The organism is Acidihalobacter sp. (assembly GCF_037381185.1).
Taxonomy (GTDB): domain Bacteria; phylum Pseudomonadota; class Gammaproteobacteria; order DSM-5130; family Acidihalobacteraceae; genus Acidihalobacter_A.
In genome coordinates, this window is sequence record NZ_JARRQY010000008.1 from 49,153 (window position 1) to 65,597 (window position 16,445).

At 60.6% G+C, this 16,445-nt stretch carries 16 protein-coding genes; all 16 read left to right on the forward strand.

Annotated features, from left to right (window positions below):
• Nucleotides 1–11 precede the first annotated feature (11 nt).
• Nucleotides 12–1,091, forward strand: coding sequence for a 3-phosphoserine/phosphohydroxythreonine transaminase (gene serC, locus P8014_RS04140; RefSeq protein ID WP_337816056.1), 1,080 nt, complete (start codon nucleotides 12–14; stop codon nucleotides 1,089–1,091).
• Nucleotides 1,092–1,264: 173 nt separating this feature from the next.
• Complete coding sequence (pheA, locus tag P8014_RS04145) at nucleotides 1,265–2,350, forward strand: prephenate dehydratase (RefSeq protein ID WP_337816041.1); 1,086 nt, start codon at nucleotides 1,265–1,267, stop codon at nucleotides 2,348–2,350.
• 37 nt (nucleotides 2,351–2,387) lie between these two features.
• Nucleotides 2,388–3,245 carry a prephenate dehydrogenase/arogenate dehydrogenase family protein gene (locus P8014_RS04150; RefSeq protein WP_337816042.1) on the forward strand — a complete coding sequence of 286 codons (858 nt, stop codon included), beginning with the start codon at nucleotides 2,388–2,390 and terminating at the stop codon, nucleotides 3,243–3,245.
• Between the two features lie 57 nt (nucleotides 3,246–3,302).
• Complete coding sequence (gene aroA / locus P8014_RS04155; protein WP_337816043.1) at nucleotides 3,303–4,619, forward strand: 3-phosphoshikimate 1-carboxyvinyltransferase; 1,317 nt, start codon at nucleotides 3,303–3,305, stop codon at nucleotides 4,617–4,619.
• On the forward strand, nucleotides 4,616–5,302 hold the full coding sequence (gene cmk / locus P8014_RS04160) for a (d)CMP kinase (RefSeq protein ID WP_337816044.1): 687 nt from the start codon (nucleotides 4,616–4,618) through the stop codon (nucleotides 5,300–5,302). Before aroA ends, cmk begins: the two co-directional genes overlap by 4 nt.
• Before the next feature lie 109 nt (nucleotides 5,303–5,411).
• Entirely contained in the window at nucleotides 5,412–7,085 is a 1,674-nt protein-coding gene (gene rpsA, locus P8014_RS04165) for a 30S ribosomal protein S1 (RefSeq protein ID WP_337816045.1), read from the forward strand.
• Between the two features lie 78 nt (nucleotides 7,086–7,163).
• The gene (locus P8014_RS04170) at nucleotides 7,164–7,445 is read left to right on the forward strand and encodes an integration host factor subunit beta (RefSeq protein WP_337816046.1); all 282 of its coding nucleotides are present in this window, start codon (nucleotides 7,164–7,166) and stop codon (nucleotides 7,443–7,445) included.
• A 281-nt stretch (nucleotides 7,446–7,726) separates the two neighbouring features.
• Complete coding sequence (locus tag P8014_RS04175; RefSeq protein ID WP_337816047.1) at nucleotides 7,727–8,020, forward strand: LapA family protein; 294 nt, start codon at nucleotides 7,727–7,729, stop codon at nucleotides 8,018–8,020.
• On the forward strand, nucleotides 8,020–9,210 hold the full coding sequence (gene lapB, locus P8014_RS04180; protein ID WP_337816048.1) for a lipopolysaccharide assembly protein LapB: 1,191 nt from the start codon (nucleotides 8,020–8,022) through the stop codon (nucleotides 9,208–9,210). The genes P8014_RS04175 and lapB overlap by 1 nt, the downstream gene beginning before the upstream one ends.
• On the forward strand, nucleotides 9,203–9,904 hold the full coding sequence (pyrF, locus tag P8014_RS04185) for an orotidine-5'-phosphate decarboxylase (protein ID WP_337816049.1): 702 nt from the start codon (nucleotides 9,203–9,205) through the stop codon (nucleotides 9,902–9,904). Before lapB ends, pyrF begins: the two co-directional genes overlap by 8 nt.
• Before the next feature lie 94 nt (nucleotides 9,905–9,998).
• Entirely contained in the window at nucleotides 9,999–10,286 is a 288-nt protein-coding gene (locus tag P8014_RS04190) for a ComEA family DNA-binding protein (protein WP_337816050.1), read from the forward strand.
• Between the two features lie 109 nt (nucleotides 10,287–10,395).
• Complete coding sequence (gene galU, locus P8014_RS04195) at nucleotides 10,396–11,292, forward strand: UTP--glucose-1-phosphate uridylyltransferase GalU (protein ID WP_337816051.1); 897 nt, start codon at nucleotides 10,396–10,398, stop codon at nucleotides 11,290–11,292.
• Nucleotides 11,293–11,583: 291 nt separating this feature from the next.
• A complete protein-coding gene (locus P8014_RS04200) occupies nucleotides 11,584–11,970 on the forward strand; it encodes a DUF3775 domain-containing protein (RefSeq protein WP_337816052.1) in 387 nt (128 codons plus the stop codon).
• Between the two features lie 612 nt (nucleotides 11,971–12,582).
• Nucleotides 12,583–15,147 (forward strand): EAL domain-containing protein, encoded by a 2,565-nt coding sequence (locus P8014_RS04205; protein WP_337816053.1) that lies wholly within the window; start codon nucleotides 12,583–12,585, stop codon nucleotides 15,145–15,147.
• A gap of 34 nt (nucleotides 15,148–15,181) precedes the next feature.
• The gene (locus P8014_RS04210; RefSeq protein ID WP_337816054.1) at nucleotides 15,182–15,733 is read left to right on the forward strand and encodes a phosphoribosyltransferase family protein; all 552 of its coding nucleotides are present in this window, start codon (nucleotides 15,182–15,184) and stop codon (nucleotides 15,731–15,733) included.
• Nucleotides 15,734–16,092: 359 nt separating this feature from the next.
• Nucleotides 16,093–16,445 (forward strand): FAD-binding protein (locus P8014_RS04215; RefSeq protein ID WP_337816055.1); only part of this gene is annotated, 353 nt, incomplete at its 3' end.

A 16,445-nucleotide genomic window follows, 5' to 3' on the forward strand; every position in this document is an offset into this window, starting at 1 on the left:
GGTTGGCGATGATGCGGCGGGTCTACAACTTCAGCTCCGGCCCGGCGATTCTGCCGCAGCCTGTGCTCGAGCAGATACAGGCCGAGCTGCTTGACTGGAACGGCACCGGCATGTCCGTGATGGAAATGTCCCACCGCGGCGAGGCCTTCGTTTCCATCGCCGAGCGTGCCGAGGCGACGCTGCGTCGTCTGCTCGGGCTGCCGTCCAACTACAAGGTGCTGTTTTTGCAGGGTGGAGCCACCGCGCAGTTTTCAATGGTGCCGATGAACCTGCTGCGCGGCGCCTCGGCGGATTTCATCGATACCGGCATCTGGTCCAAGAAGGCGATCGCCGAAGCGGGGCGGTACGGCAGCGCACGGGTGGCCGCCAGCGCCGAGTCCGACGGTTTCAATCACGTACCCGAGCAGACCTCTCTAGAGCTTGACGGGCAGGCCGCCTATCTTCACTACACGCCCAACGAAACCATCGGCGGTGTGGAGTTCGGCTACGTGCCGGACAGCGGGACGGTGCCGCTGGTGGCGGATATGTCGTCGACGATGCTTTCGCGCCCGCTGGATATCTCGCGCTTCGGTCTGATCTATGCCGGCGCCCAGAAGAACCTTGGGCCGGCCGGTCTCACGCTGGTCATCGTGCGCGAGGATTTGTTTCACGAGCCGATGGCAGGTACGCCGAAGGTGTTTGACTATCGCGTGTACGCCGACAATGGTTCGATGTACAACACGCCTCCCACCTTTGCCTGGTATGCCGCGGGCCTGGTTTTCGAGTGGATCGAGGCCGAGGGTGGCTTGCAGGCAATGGGAGAGCGCAACCGGCGCAAGGCGCAGAAGGTCTACGATGTGCTGGACGCCTCCTCGCTGTACCGTGCGAAGGTCCGGGCGGACAGCCGCTCGTGGATGAATGTCACATTCACGCTGGCCGACGAGACGCTGGAGGCGAGTTTCCTGGCCGGGGCCGAGGCGGCGGGGATGAGCGATCTCAGGGGACATCGTTCGGTTGGCGGTATACGCGCAAGCCTTTACAACGCCATGCCGGAGTCCGGTGTGGACATGCTATGCGAATACATGCGTGAGTTCGAACGATCGCAGGCTTAGCGAACGGTTACGTTGACGCGCGTAACCGGGCTACACTTTGTGCTCGGTGTCTGGCGGGCTGAGGGACACGGCTCCGGCGGTATGCCCAGCAACATGAACAGACTCTGGAATTCCTACACGCCATCCCGCGCGTCGCGGGGGGAACCAAAAACACCAAGGTGACGGTAGACATCATGTCTGAACAGGAGCGTTTGCAAGATATCCGCGAGCGTATCGATGCGCTGGACGGCGAGTTGTTGAAACTCATCAGTGAGCGTGCGCGCTGCGCGGAAGAGGTGGCCAAGGTCAAACGCGGTGGCGGTGGCGACGGTGATTTCTACCGACCCGAGCGCGAGGCGCAGGTGTTGCGTCGCGTGCAGGCGGAGAATCCCGGCCCGCTGTCCGATGAGGCCATCGCGCGTCTGTTCCGCGAGATCATGTCAGCCTGTTTGGCGCTGGAGGCTCGCCTGCGCGTCGCTTTCCTCGGTCCGGAAGGCACTTATACGCACGGTGCGGTGCTCAAGCACTTCGGCCACGATGCCGCGCTGGCGCCGATGAATTCTCTGGCGGACGTGTTCCGCGAAGTCGAGGCCGGCTCCTGCCAGTACGGTGTCGTGCCGATCGAGAATTCCACCGAGGGCGTGGTGAGTCACACGCTCGATCTGTTCGTGCAGTCGCCGCTCAAGGTCTGCGGTGAAGTACTGGTGCGTATCCATCATCATCTGTTGAGCAAGCACGAGGATCTCGGGGAGGTCAAGCGCGTCTATGCGCATCAGCAGGCGCTGGCGCAGTGTCGCCGATGGCTTGACGTCAACCTGCCCAAAGCCGATCGCATCGCGCTAACGAGCAATGCAGAAGCGGCCCGTCGTGCCGCCGAGGAGGAAGGCGCCGCCGCGATCGCAGGAGATACGGCCGCCGAGTTGTACGGCCTGCAGACTGTGCGGCGCAATATCGAAGATCATCCGGACAACACCACCCGTTTCCTGGTCATCGGCAACCAGGTGGTATCACCGAGCGGCGAGGACAAGACCTCGGTGCTGGTGTCCACGCCTAATCGCCCCGGCGCGCTGCATCGTTTGCTGACGCCGCTGGCGCTCAACAGTGTGAGCATGACGCGCATCGAGTCGCGTCCGTCGCGCTGCGTCAATTGGGAATATGTGTATTTCTTCGATATCGAGGGACACGCCGAGGAAGCCAAGGTCAAGGCTGCGCTGGCCGGGCTGCGGCAGGAGGCGGATCTATTCCGGGTTCTGGGGGCTTATCCTCGCGCCGTTCTGTGAGCGACGTGATTCGCGCTAGTCGGGAGTCGGCCCGGTGATGATCGAGCGTCTGGCGCTGATCGGCGTCGGGATGATCGGCGGTTCTCTGGCCTTGGCTCTGCGCCAGGGCGGAGGGTGTCGCGAAATCATCGGCTACGACCGTGACCGCGCCAGTCTGGAACGCGCGGTCGAGCTGGGTATTGTCGATCGATACGAAACTAGCGCCTGTGCCGCCGTGCATAGTGCGGATGCCATCGTGCTGGCGACACCGGTCGGCGCGGTCGAGGGCGTGTGTCGGGCCCTGCGCGGGTGCCTGGACGAGAACGCGCTGTTGACCGACGTCGGCAGCGTGAAGGGCGGAGTGGTGCGGTCTGTGGAGACTGGCCTGGGGCGTCTGCCGCCGAATTTCGTGCCGGGACATCCGATCGCCGGCAAGGAACGCTCCGGCGTCGAGGCGGCCAGTGCGGACCTGTTTATCGGCCGGCGGATCATACTTACGCCCCTGCCTGGTACTACGTCCGAGGCGCGTGCCCGCGTGCGTCAGCTTTGGGAGCGTGCTGGTGGCGTCGTGGAGGAAATGGGGGTCGAGCATCACGACGAGGTGCTTGCCGCGACCAGCCATCTTCCCCATCTGCTTGCATTCGCTTTGGTTGGTAGCCTGTCCGGGTTGGGCGAGCGGGACGAAATCTTTCGCTACGCTGCGGGAGGGTTTCGCGATTTTACGCGGATCGCCTCGAGCGACCCGGTGATGTGGCGGGACGTGTGCCTGAGCAACCGCGATGCGATTCTTGACGTGCTCGGGCATTTCGAACGCGATCTGCATGCGCTGAGCGAGTCCATTGCCGCTGGCGACGGCGAGCGGCTACAGGAACTGTTCCAGCGCGCCAAACAGTCTCGGGACCGGTTCAACCACTGAACCGCGGCGGTCGTTCGCAAGACAACGGTTTCAAACAAATACCAACAGGGCCTTTCGATGCATGGCTTGAATCAGCGCTATACCGTTCGCCCCGGAGGGCGCCTTGCCGGGCGCTTGCGCGTGCCGGGCGACAAATCCATTTCGCACCGTGCGATCATGTTCGGCGGTCTTGCCGAGGGAGTGACCGAGGTCGACGGTTTCCTGGAGGGAGCCGATTGTCTGGCGACGCTGGCCGCATTCCAGGCCATGGGCGTGCAGGTGGAAACGCTGGGGGCAGGGCATGTGCGCGTGCACGGGGTCGGATTGCACGGCCTACAGGAACCTGCCGGTCCGCTGGATCTGGGTAATTCCGGAACCGCTATGCGGCTGATGGCCGGGGTGCTCGCCGGCCAGGTGTTCGACAGCACGATGGTCGGCGACGCTTCGCTGTCGCGCCGACCCATGCGGCGGATCACCGAGCCGCTGGCGCTGATGGGGGCACGGATCGAAACCGCCCAGAATGGAACACCGCCGCTGCGGGTGCGCGGTGGCCAGCGCTTGAACGGGCTGGACTACGCGATGCCGGTGGCCAGCGCCCAAGTCAAGTCGGCCTTGTTGCTGGCTGGCCTGTATGCCGAGGGCGAGACCTGCGTGACCGAACCGGCGCCGACTCGCGACCATACGGAGCGTATGTTGACGGGCTTCGGCTATGAGGTGAAGCGCGACGGTGCGAGGATCTGTCTGCAGGGCGGAGGGATCTTGAGCGGTGGCAGGGTGGAGGTGCCGGCGGACATTTCCTCGGCAGCGTTCTTTCTGGTCGGGGCGAGCGTCGCGCCGGGTTCCGATCTGCTGTTGGAACACGTCGGTATCAATCCGACGCGTACCGGGGTGATCGACATCCTGCGCCTGATGGGCGCCGATATCGAAGTGCTTGAAGAGCGTGAAGTGGGCGGCGAGCCGGTCGCTAATCTGCGCGTGCGCCACGCGCCGTTGCACGGCATCGAGATTCCGGAAACGCTGGTGCCCTTGGCGATCGACGAGTTCCCCGCCTTGTTTGTCGCTGCCGCCTGTGCCGAGGGTGAAACCCGTCTGAGCGGGGCGGCGGAACTGCGCGTGAAGGAGAGCGATCGCATTCAGGTGATGGCCGATGGCCTTGTGGCGCTGGGCGTGGATGCCGAACCGCAGGCCGACGGCATCGTGATACGGGGCGGCGAGCTTGGCGGCGGGACGGTGGATAGTCACGGTGATCATCGTATCGCCATGGCCTTCGCGATGGCCGGTCTGAGGGCTGCGTGGGAGATTGTGGTGAACGATTGCGCCAACGTGGAGACCTCCTTCCCGGGGTTCGTCGCCACGGCGTGTGCCGCAGGGCTCGAAGTGGCGGTGGAAGCATGAGCGTTTCTTCTCCCGCTCCGGTGCTCACCATCGATGGCCCTAGCGGTTCGGGCAAGGGCACCATCAGCCGTTTGCTGGCGGAAGAGCTCGGCTGGCATCTGCTCGACAGCGGCGCGCTGTACCGCTTGGTGGCGCTTGCGGCCGAGCGCAGGTCGGTTGCCTTAGACGACGTCGAGGGCTTGCGGAAGGTGGCTGTCGAGTTGAGGGTGGAGTTTCCGCTGGTCGAGGGCGGCAGCCGTGTTCATCTGGAAGGCGATGACGTGACCTTGGCCATCCGCGCCGAGGAATGTGGCGTGGCGGCCTCCAAGGTGGCGGCGCTGCCTGCCGTGCGCGATGCCCTGCTTGAACGCCAGCGCGTCTTTCGACAGGCACCCGGGCTGGTAGCGGACGGGCGTGACATGGGAACTGTGGTGTTTCCTGACGCGCCGCTCAAGATATTTCTTACCGCCAGCGTGGCTTCACGAGCCGATCGGCGCTGGAAACAGTTGAGAGAACAGGGGGTTGATGCTAACCTTGACGCCCTTTACCAAGATCTGGCGGAACGTGACGCACGTGATGCGCAACGTTCCATATCGCCGTTGAAGGCGGCGCAGGACGCGGTGACGGTCGATTCGACCGCGATGGACATACCGGCCGTGATGGCCCGGATCCTGTCCCTGATCGCGGATCGAGGCGTGCAGTAGAAGTACCAACCTGGAATGGCGGAAGCCGTGGAGCGCGGTTCCGCTTGTGTTCAACACAACCCGGTACGCAAGCAATTGCGTGGCGGTTATTGCGAGTCAAATCAACATTATGAGCGAGAGTTTTGCGCAGCTTCTAGAAGAGAGCATGGCCTACACGGAGATGAAGCCGGGTGCCATTCTCAACGCCACCGTGCTGGAGATTACCCCGGACGTGGTGATGGTCAACGCCGGCCTGAAATCCGAAGGCGTGATCCCGACCGAGCAGTTCTACAACGACCGCGGTGAACTCGAAGTGGCGGTCGGCGATGTGGTCGAGGTTGCCCTCGATGCCGTCGAAGACGGTTTCGGCGAAACGCGACTCTCGCGTGAAAAAGCCAAGCGCGCCAAGGCTTGGAAGGTCCTGGAAGAGGCTTTCGAGAACGAAGAGGTCGTCACCGGCAAGATCACCGGCAAGGTCAAGGGTGGTTTTACCGTCGACATCAACGACATCCGCGCGTTCCTGCCGGGTTCGCTGGTCGACGTGCGTCCCGTGCGCGATACGGCCTACCTCGAAGGCAAGGATCTGGAATTCAAGGTCATCAAGCTGGATCGCCGCCGCAACAACGTCGTGGTGTCCCGCCGTGCCGTGGTCGAGTCCGAGTACAGCGCCGAGCGCGAAGCGCTGCTCGAAAGCCTGCACGAAGGCCAGGTGCTCAAGGGTGTGGTCAAGAACCTCACCGATTATGGTGCGTTCCTGGACCTCGGCGGCATCGACGGTTTGCTGCACATCACCGACATGGCGTGGAAGCGCGTCAAGCATCCTTCCGAAGTCGTCAACATCGGCGACGAGATCGAGGTCAAGGTGCTCAAGTTCGACCGCGAGCGCAACCGCGTGTCCCTCGGCCTCAAGCAGCTGGGCGAGGATCCGTGGGTCGATATCAGCCGCCGCTACCCGGTCAACACCCGTCTGTTCGGCAAGGTGACCAACATCACCGATTACGGCTGTTTCGTCGAGATCGAGGACGGCGTCGAAGGTCTGGTGCACGTATCCGAGATCGATTGGACCAACAAGAACGTGAACCCGGCCAAGGTCGTTGCTATCAGCGACGAGGTGGAGGTCATGATCCTCGACATCGACGAGGAGCGCCGCCGCATCTCGCTGGGCATGAAGCAGTGCCTGCCCAATCCGTGGGAAGATTTCGCGCAGAATTTCAACAAGAACGACCGCGTCAGCGGCACCATCAAGTCGATCACCGATTTCGGTATCTTCGTCGGCCTGGACGGCGGCATCGACGGTCTGGTGCACCTGTCGGACATCTCCTGGCACGTGCCTGGCGAAGAGGCTGTTCGTAGCTACAAGAAGGGCGACGAGATCGAAGCGGTCGTGCTGGCCGTCGATCCGGAGCGCGAGCGCATCTCGCTGGGCGTCAAGCAGTTGGACAAGGACCCCTTCTCCAATTTCGTGGCCGAGCATCCCAAGGGCAGTATCCTCAACGGCACCGTGACCGAAGTCGATGCCAAGGCGGCTGTCATCGACCTGGGTGACGAGATCATCGGTACCCTGCGTGCGTCCGAGCTGTCGCGTGATCGCGTGGAAGATGCGCGCACCGTGCTCAACGTCGGCGATCAGGTCGAGGCTAAGTTCATCGGTGTCGATCGCAAGAACCGCACGATCACCTTGTCGATCAAGGCCAAGGAGTTCGCCGAGGAAGCCGAGGTTTTGCAGGACTACAGCAGTAGCGGTTCCGCGACGACTTCGCTGGGTGAGCTGCTGAAGGAAAAGATGGGCCAGAACAATTCCTGATCAGAGCCCATTAGAGCAATAAGAATGCTCCCCGGTGTTCTCAGCGCCGGGGAGGCACAAAAGCAGTAGGGATGCTTCATGACAAAGTCTGAATTGATTGAAGCCCTTGCGCGTAAGCATGACCATCTGCATGCGCGCGACGTGGAGCTGTCCGTCAAAACGTTGTTGGAGCAGATGAGTAACGCTCTGGCATCCGGGGAAAGAATCGAAATCCGGGGGTTCGGTAGTTTTGCACTGCATTACCGACCGCCGAGAGTCGGTCGAAATCCGAAGACCGGCGAATCCGTTCCTCTACCGGGTAAGCATGTTCCTCATTTCAAACCGGGCAAGGAATTGAGGGAACGCGTCAATTCCGAATGAGTCCAAAACGATTTGAACGGGTCGCCATGCGGCCCGTCTTCGTATGTGGACCCGGATTCGGGGCCGCGAACCGCGGTCTCCTGTCCGATTTCGCCCGATCTGTTAAAGTCTCCCGCTAACGTAGAGGTTGGTCCTGTCCCGATGGACAAGGTGCCGTTCCGAGATGTTCTGGCGGCACCCGGCTGGGTGAAACGAATCCATCGGTATTCCCTAATTAACGCAGAAACGACTGTTTGCGCAGCAGTGCGGCAGAGCTTCATATATAGCGAGGTTCCGATTCCATGCGAAAAGTGCTGTCGATCATTTTCGTATTGATCCTAATGTTCATCGCTCTGGCGTTTACCACGCTGAATCTCGGTGTGGTGGCGCTGAATTTCTACTTCATCAGCGTGACCTTGCCGATCGCGGTGGCGGTGTTCGGCCTGATGCTGATCGGTGCCGTGTTGGGCGGAGTGGTCTCCAGTCTGTTGTGGATGGGCAAGACGACTGAGCTGCGCCGTCTGCGCCGCAAGCTGGCCGAGCGCGAAAAGGAACTCGATTCGCTGCGTAACCTTCCGCTCAAGGATTCGACCTGATGCCCGAGCTGCTGTGGCTGCTGCTGCCACTCGCCGCAGCGACCGGCTGGTGGTCCGGGCTTCGTTATGCGCGGCGTGCGGCGCAAGGCCGTAGCAGCGGCTTTCGGGACGATTATCTCAAGGGTTTGAATTATCTCCTCAACGAGCAGCCCGACAAGGCCCTCGAACTCTTCGTGCGCATGGTCGAGGTGGATTCGGAAACGGTCGATACGCACCTGCTGCTCGGCAGTCTGTTCCGTAAACGCGGGGAGGTCGAGCGGGCCATACGCATTCATCAAAATCTAATCGCCCGCCCTCACCTGGAGGGGCGGCACCGGGCCACTGCGCTGCTGGAACTCGGCAAGGACTATATGCATGCCGGTTTGCTCGATCGTGCAGAGGGTCTGTACAAGGAATTGCTCGGCACCGGCTATCTGAGGGCCGAAGCCAATCGCGAATTGCAGCGGATCTACGAACAGGAAAAGGACTGGGCGAACGCGATTCGTTACGCAGAGGCCTCGCAACTGGCGTCCGGTGAACCGGGGCAGGCGGTTATCGCCCACTACTGGTGCGAGTCGGCTGAGAATCAACGTCGCGCGGGGCGCCCGCGGCTTGCGCTGGAGCATGCGAAACAGGCCATGTCGCGTGATGCGGCTAGCGTGCGTGCCGGGATTCTGCTGGGGGATCTCGCGCTGGAGGATCGCGATACGCGCCTTGCGGGTCGGTACTACGCGCGGGTGATGGAGCAGGATCCTGAGTATTTGCCCTTGGTGTTTCCCAAGCTGAGCGAGGTTTTCCGTCTGTCCGGAGACCGCCGCGGGTTTATGCGTCTGCTGACGCGTCTCAGCGCGCATGATCGCGATGGCGAGGCGGTGATCTATCTTGCCCGGGTGCTGCTCGAACAGGGGGATGAGCGGGAAGCGAGGCATGTGTTGCTGTCGGAAATCGAGCGTCAGGTGGCGCCGGTACGGTTGTTACGCGAATACATCGCATTGGAGCAGATGCACTTCGACGATGATGTCGATCGCCTGCTGGGTGTGGTGGTACGGGTGCTCGACGAGTATCTGGCGCAATGGTTCGGCTATCGCTGTACGCAATGCGGCTTCAGGTCGCGAAACCTCTTTTGGCAGTGTCCGGGCTGCCATCGCTGGGGCACGATCAAGCCCTACAACTCTCCCGACGATCAACCTGGAGTCCACAAGCATGTCTGAACGTCCCGTCATCGTTGCGTTGGATTTTCCGGATGCGGCTCCTGCGCTCGAATTCGCGTCGCGGCTGGATCCTGAGTTGTGTCGGGTGAAGGTTGGTTTCGAATTGTTCGTGGTTGCCGGCCCGAGGTTGGTGGAGCAACTGGTGAGCCGCGGTTTCGAAGTGTTTCTGGATTTGAAGTTCCACGACATCCCGAATACGGTGGCGGCAGCTTGCAGAGCCGCCGCCGGTTTGGGTGTGTGGATGTTGAACCTGCATGCCGGTGGTGGAGCGGCGATGATGCAGGCTGCGCGGGAGGCGCTGGATGGTGTCGGTGGCCAACGCCCGTTGCTGATCGCGGTTACTGTGCTGACCTCCATGGACGATGGCGACTTGCGCCAGGTGGGTGTGTCCGATGATGCCCTCGATCAGGTCCTGCGTCTGGCCCGGCTGACCTATGAATGTGGATTGGACGGGGTTGTCTGCTCGGCTGCGGAGACGCCGGAGCTGCGCATCGCGTTGCCGGACGACTTCGTGCTGGTGACGCCCGGTATTCGTCCGGCTGATGCCGAAGCGGGCGATCAGAAGCGGGTTGTGACGCCGAATGAGGCGCTGCGTATCGGCTCCGACTATCTGGTGATCGGTCGGCCGATCACCAAAGCTGCGGATCCCTTGGAACGTCTGAAGGCCATTGTTTCGAGCCTGGCTGCTTGCTGAAAAAGTCGATGATGTTAGGATGTCGATGCCTTATATATAGTGTGGTATATGGGGTAGGGCTAATCGATAACCAGCTACAACAGGAGTCATAACGATGACATTTGCCACTTACGCACGCAGTACTTTGCTAGGCATGGCTTTCATCTTGGGGGCAGGAGCGGCTTACGCCGCTCCCGTGAATATCAACTCAGCGGACGCGCAAACGATCGCCAAGTCGCTCAAGGGCATTGGTATAGTGAAGGCTCAGGCGATCGTGAGTTACCGGGAGAAGCATGGTGGCTTCAAGTCGCCGGACGAATTGCAGAAAGTAAAGGGGATTGGCGCCTCGCTTGTCGAGCGCAACCGCATGGACATTCGTATGAGGGCTGAAACCAAGGAGTAAGCCGCTGGGGCGGCTATCCGCTACAGTGCTCATATGGTAGAACCTGAGGGAGGGGACGGCATGCCGTCCCCTTCCGCCCGTTTGCCAATCATTAAGGAGTCATTGCACTGTGACCGATCACGCCAGACCCATACGTAAGGCCGTGTTCCCTGTTGCGGGAATGGGGACTCGTTTCCTGCCGGCGACCAAGGCCAATCCGAAAGAGATGCTGCCGATCGTCGATAAGCCTTTGGTCCAATACGCAGCCGAAGAAGCGGTCAAGGCAGGCGTCGAGGTTCTTGTTTTCGTCACGGGACGGAATAAGCGGGCCATCCCGGACCATTTCGACAAGGCTTATGAACTGGAAACGGAACTCGAGGCTCGGGGCAAGGCGGAACTGTTGAATACGGTGCGCGGGATTCTGCCGTCTCATGTGAGCGTCGTCTATATCCGCCAGTCCGAGGCCCTGGGCTTGGGGCATGCCGTTGCATGTGCACGCCCTGTCGTTGGTGATGAACCGTTCGCAGTGATTCTGGCCGATGATCTGATCGACGCCGACCCCGATGGCGGTCTCAAGCAGATGGTCGATTTGTACGAGCGTCAGCGCTGCAGCGTTCTTGGCCTCGAAAAGGTGCCGATCGAAGAGATTCATCGCTATGGCGTCGTTGCCGGTGAACAGATTGCCGAGGCGACTTGGGACGTGGCTGGGTTGGTGGAAAAGCCGCCGCGCGAAAAGGCTCCGTCGAATGTGGCCGTGGTGGGACGCTATATTCTGACGCCGGCAATTTTCGACATGATCGGCCGGACCGGACAAGGTGCCGGCGGAGAGATCCAACTCACGGATGCAATCGCCGCCTTGCTGGAGCACGAACGGGTGCTCGGATGGGAATTGCAGGGAAAGCGCCATGATTGCGGTGACAAGCTGGGATATCTGAAGGCGACGGTCGAGTACGCTTTCAAGCATGAAGAGCTGAGCGAACCGTTCCGGGAGTACCTGCGCGGTTTGAATGATGCCGGCCTGATCTGATCGGCGCTCCGCTCCCGTGCGAAAGGGCCGGCAGTCATGCCGGCCTTTTTTTCGTAGATTGCGCACGCGTACCCGCAGCCTGGCCTATGCTTGCGGTAGAGGTGCGCTGGATGCATGAGCGGCCGGCCCGAGTCGTAAGGTTAAGGTACAAGGGGCTCGGTGTGCGGCACGTATCAAGTCGATAGATAGATGAGGCGGGACAACGTAGTGGATTGCCCCGCGGTCGGTTGTTCAGCGTGTCCTTGGAAACCGTTTCGGATACGGCAACATGGATGCTGAAAAGGGGGCGACATGTTGAATGTCAATCCACAGACCGTGTGTTTCATTATTGCCCGAGCGAAGGAATTCCAATCCGCAGAGACACCTTTCGCCTCGGATGACGTGTCGTTGCAGGACAGTGAGTGGCTGGATGAGCTCCAGCAGGAATATGCATCCGATACGTACTATCAGGAGGTCAAGGCGGTCATCGATGATCTTGAGCCGGATCAGCAGGTGACTTTGATTGCCTTGATGTGGCTCGGGCGTGGCGATTACGACGTTGAGGACTGGGACGGGGCGTATGCCGATGCAGAGGACGGTTTGACGCTGCAAACGGCGGATTACCTCATGGCCACTCCGTTGGTAGCGAATTACCTCGAAGAAGGCTTGACGCTGCTGGGCTATGCTTGCGAGGAGTGAGCGGACGGTGCCGCTTGGCCGATGCCATCGAACGCCTGGATCCCCGCGTCGCGCCGAAACGCGCATGAAAGACGAGGTGGCCTGACTGATTCGCTGATTCAAGCGGCTATGGGATTGACGGTCTGCTGGGTCGCAAGGTGCTTGTTTACCGGCCCGTCGTTCGGCACTGGGCCTCGTTGCTCTCGCATCCGTCGATGTATTGAGCATGTCTCGTTTTGGCGAGATGGGGGCGAATGCGTGAAAGCAGAAATTGATGGTGTTTGCGTTATGATGCGATAACGTGAAAACCTGATATTCTGTGTGTGAATGCTGTGTTTCGCGATGTTCGCAGGCGATGAGAAGAATAGCGGTTCCCATGTTTTGTTTAGCTTATCTCGAATCCTGGACGTGTAGGCTATGGACAACAGGACGAACCACAGGCGATGTGTTGTTCGGGATGGAGTCGGCCTCCGTGCGGTCGGTTGGTCGTGCGGTCTGTTCTTTGAATATCTGAAATTCGCCTCGATGAGGTTCATCGACCTCATTCAAGGGAGGCCGTCCGGACATTGTTTCGGGGCAAGCGTGCGGTTGCGGGGAATCCGATTTCCCCGCAGAGAAGGGGGCGCGCGTAGCTTGTCGACCGTTTGCCTGCTGCTGATCGTGTCGCTGATCTGCCCGCAGGCATGGTCGGAGGCGAGGGTGGTCAAGGTCGGCGTCTATCAGAATCCTCCAAAAATCTTCCTGGCGGATGATCAGGTTTCGGGGATTTTCGGTGACCTGTTGCGCCGGATCGCCTATGAGGAGGACTGGAAACTCGAACCGGTAGTCTGCGAGTGGCAGTCATGTCTACGGTTACTGCGGGCTGGAAAGATCGATTTGATGCCTGATGTGGCATTGACCCAGAGGCGCACGGCTACCATGAGTTTCGGCACTGTGCCTGCTCTTTACAGCTGGTCGGAAATCTATCGGAACAAGCAGGTCGCGCTGACCTCTGTCCGGGATCTTCCCGGTAAGCGTGTTGCGGTGTTGGCCGGTTCGGTTCAGGAAACCTATCTGGCCAACATGATGCACAGTTTCGGTCTTCGAAACGTCAGATTGGTGCCGGTCGAGAGTCTGGCAAAGGGATTTCGCATGGCCGCGTCCGGGCGAGTGGCTGCGGTGGCGGCGAACAACTTTTTCGGCGGTATGGCGGCCGCCCGATACGATCTTGCCAACACGCCGATCCTGTTTCAGCCCACGCAGCTTTTCTTTGTTACCGCCAAGGGGCGAAATAGCGCTCTGCTCAAGGCCATAGATCGTCATTTGAAGCAATGGGAGGCGAGGCCCGGTTCGCCGTACTACCAGGCGTTGGCGCGCTGGAAGGTGTCTCCGGAGCGTACGGTCGTACCAGTCTGGTTGTGGTGGGGGCTGGGTGCGATGACGGGACTGCTGTTGTTGGCGTTGGCTGCAGTGCTGATGCAACGTCGCGAGGTTGCGGAAAAGACGCGCAGCCTACAGATCAGCGAGTCGAAGCTGGCGTTGATCCTCGACAACATCGATTCGTATATCTACATCAAGGATCTCGATCTGAAGTACCAGTACGTCAACCGCAAGGTGGCGGAGCTGTTCGGCCGCCCGCCCGAGGATATTCGTGGGCAGAGCGATGAAGCGTTTTTCGACACGGAGTCGGCGCGGCGTATCCGAGATTACGACCAGCGGGTACTGCAACAAGCACACAGCCTGACATTGGAGGAGGAAAACCGCAGCCGCGACGGCAATCTTCTGCGCTCCTACCTGACGGTGAAGCAGCCGCTGTACGATGAAAACGGTCAGGTATATGCGCTGTGCGGTATTTCCACAGACTTTACCGAACAGAAGCAGAGTCAGGAAAAGATTCACCAGCTGGCGTTCTATGATCCGCTGACGCATCTGCCGAATCGGAGTCTGGTGTTGGAACGTGCCGAGCACGCGTTGGCCGGTTATGCGCGCAGTCGTTTGGATGGGGCGGTGTTGTTCATCGATTTGGACAACTTCAAGGTACTTAACGACACGCTGGGCCACGCGCAAGGCGACGTGCTCCTGCAGCAGGTCGCGGCAAGGCTGAGTCGAGAGCTGCGTGACAACGACACGCTTGCCCGCTGGGGAGGGGACGAGTTCGTTCTGCTGATGGAAAATCTCGGAAGAGAACGCGAAGTCTGCAATCGCAATATCGAGGTTGTGGCGCGCAAGCTGTTGCGGTCCTTCAGCCAACCCTTCGAGTTGAATGCCCATATTTACAACATAACGGCCAGCATCGGCGCGGCGATGTTCTCGGATGCGATCGACAGTATCGATGATCTGCTAAAGCGCGCCGACATGGCGATGTACGAGGCCAAGTCCAGGGGGCGCAATTTGCTCAAGTTCTTCAATCCGGCGATGCAGGCGTCGCTGGAGGCGCGCGCCGAACTGGAAACGGAATTGCACGATGCATTGCAGCGCCAGCAGTTCGTGCTGTATTACCAGCCGCAGGTCGACGCCGTGGGTGGCGTGGTCGGAGCGGAAGCGCTGATCAGGTGGAAGCACCCCGTGAAGGGGGTGATTTCGCCGGCGGTATTTATCCATGTCGCGGAACTGACGGGGCAGATTCTGCCGTTGGGGCGCTGGATTTTGCGAACGGCCTGCATGCAGCTCGCAGAGTGGGCGAGTGATCCCGACCGCGAGCATCTGGTGGTCGCCGTGAATGTCAGTGCGCGGGAGTTCCACCAGGCTGATTTCGTCGCAGGCGTGCAGAAAATCCTGCAGGAAACGGGGGCTAATCCCGAGCGATTGGAGCTGGAGCTTACCGAAAGTATGCTGGCGGACGATGTAGAAGCGATGATCGGCAAGATGGAGGCGCTCAAGCGCTACGGTATTCGGTTTTCACTCGATGACTTCGGTACGGGGTATTCCTCCCTGAGCTATCTCAAACGTTTGCCTCTGGATCAGCTCAAGATCGATTGCTCCTTCGTGCGGGATCTGTTGACCGACGCCGATGACGAGGCGATCGTACGGACGATCCTGACGCTGGGTGAGAGCATGGATATCCTGATTGTGGCCGAAGGAGTGGAAACGCCGGAGCAACGCGACGCGCTGCTCCGCCTTGGCTGCCATAGGCAGCAGGGTTATCTGTTCGGCCGGCCCGCATCTGCCGGGGAGCTGCCCCTGGAGATTTCGGATGATGCCGTGAGCGAAGTGCGTTGACAGCAAGCGCTGTGGCGTTGGTCCGGTGGGAGGCATGAGTATGTTCGCGAACAGGTTGGAGGCGGCGGAGTGCCTTGCCGAGCGGCTCGCGGCGTATCGTGGAACTCATCCGCTGATATTGGCGGTGCCGCGTGGTGGCGTGCCTATGGGGGAGGTGCTCGCCGATAGGCTGGATGGAGAGATGGACGTCGTACTGGTACGCAAGCTCGGCGCGCCTGGAAACCCCGAATACGCGATCGGCGCCGTTGATGAAACGGGACACCATGAACTTACCCCAGAAGCGCAGGTTCTGAGCCTGAGCCCAGCCTACATAAAGGCGGAGGTGGCGGCGCAGCAGGACGTTCTGCGCCGGCGCCGTGGTTCCTACACGCCTGTTCGGGCGCCGATCGCAGCTGAGGGGCGAGTAGTGATCGTGGTTGACGATGGCGTTGCGACCGGCGCTACGTTGCTTGCCGCATTGCGCAGTGTGCGGCGCAGCAAGCCAGAGCGTGTGATAGCCGCGGTGGGTGTAGCGCCTTCCGATTCGGAAGTGAGCGACGCGCAGGTGGTCGATATTCTGCGACGGCATCCAGGCGAGAGAGTTTGAATCCTGCACACGATCGCTTCAGGCGTCGTATAGCTCCCTTGGATTGTCGACCAGGATGCGCTGCCGGGTTTCGCGGTCGGTGACCCATCCGTTCATCAGTTCGAACAAGCGTTCGTTATTGAGCGTCGATTGACCGGCCGACTGAAGCGCCCAGTCGCAGCCCTAGGTCAGCTGCTGTGGGGCGCGTCGGTCTCGTCGGGTATCCGAATGTCGTCAGACCGTTACGGGCCGGGATCCACCAAGTGCATCTAAAGACCGGTGCCTGTTTTTCGCACTGGGCTGATCATGCGGAAATGCTTCAGAATGCGCTCTGCCCGCACGCGAAGCGGGAACTGATGAACGGATCGACGAGGAACCCGATGGAGAATGTGCAATTCCAAACCGATGGTTGGACGGGTACGGAGTCCGCTACCGAGACCTTGATCACCGATTTGCAGACCGTGGTCGGCGGCGAAGTGCGTTTCGATTCCGGCAGCCGTGCGCTGTATTCGACGGACGCCTCGAACTACCGGCAGGTACCGATAGGGGTCGTGATTCCGCGTACGCTCGACGACATAGTGGAAACGGTTGCCATCGCCAGGCGCCATGAGGCGCCGATTCTGATGCGTGGCGGCGGTACCAGTCTGGCGGGGCAGACCTGCAATGCCGCGGTCGTCCTGGACACCTCCAAGTACCTGAATCGTGTGCTGACGCTTGATCCGCAGGCACAGAC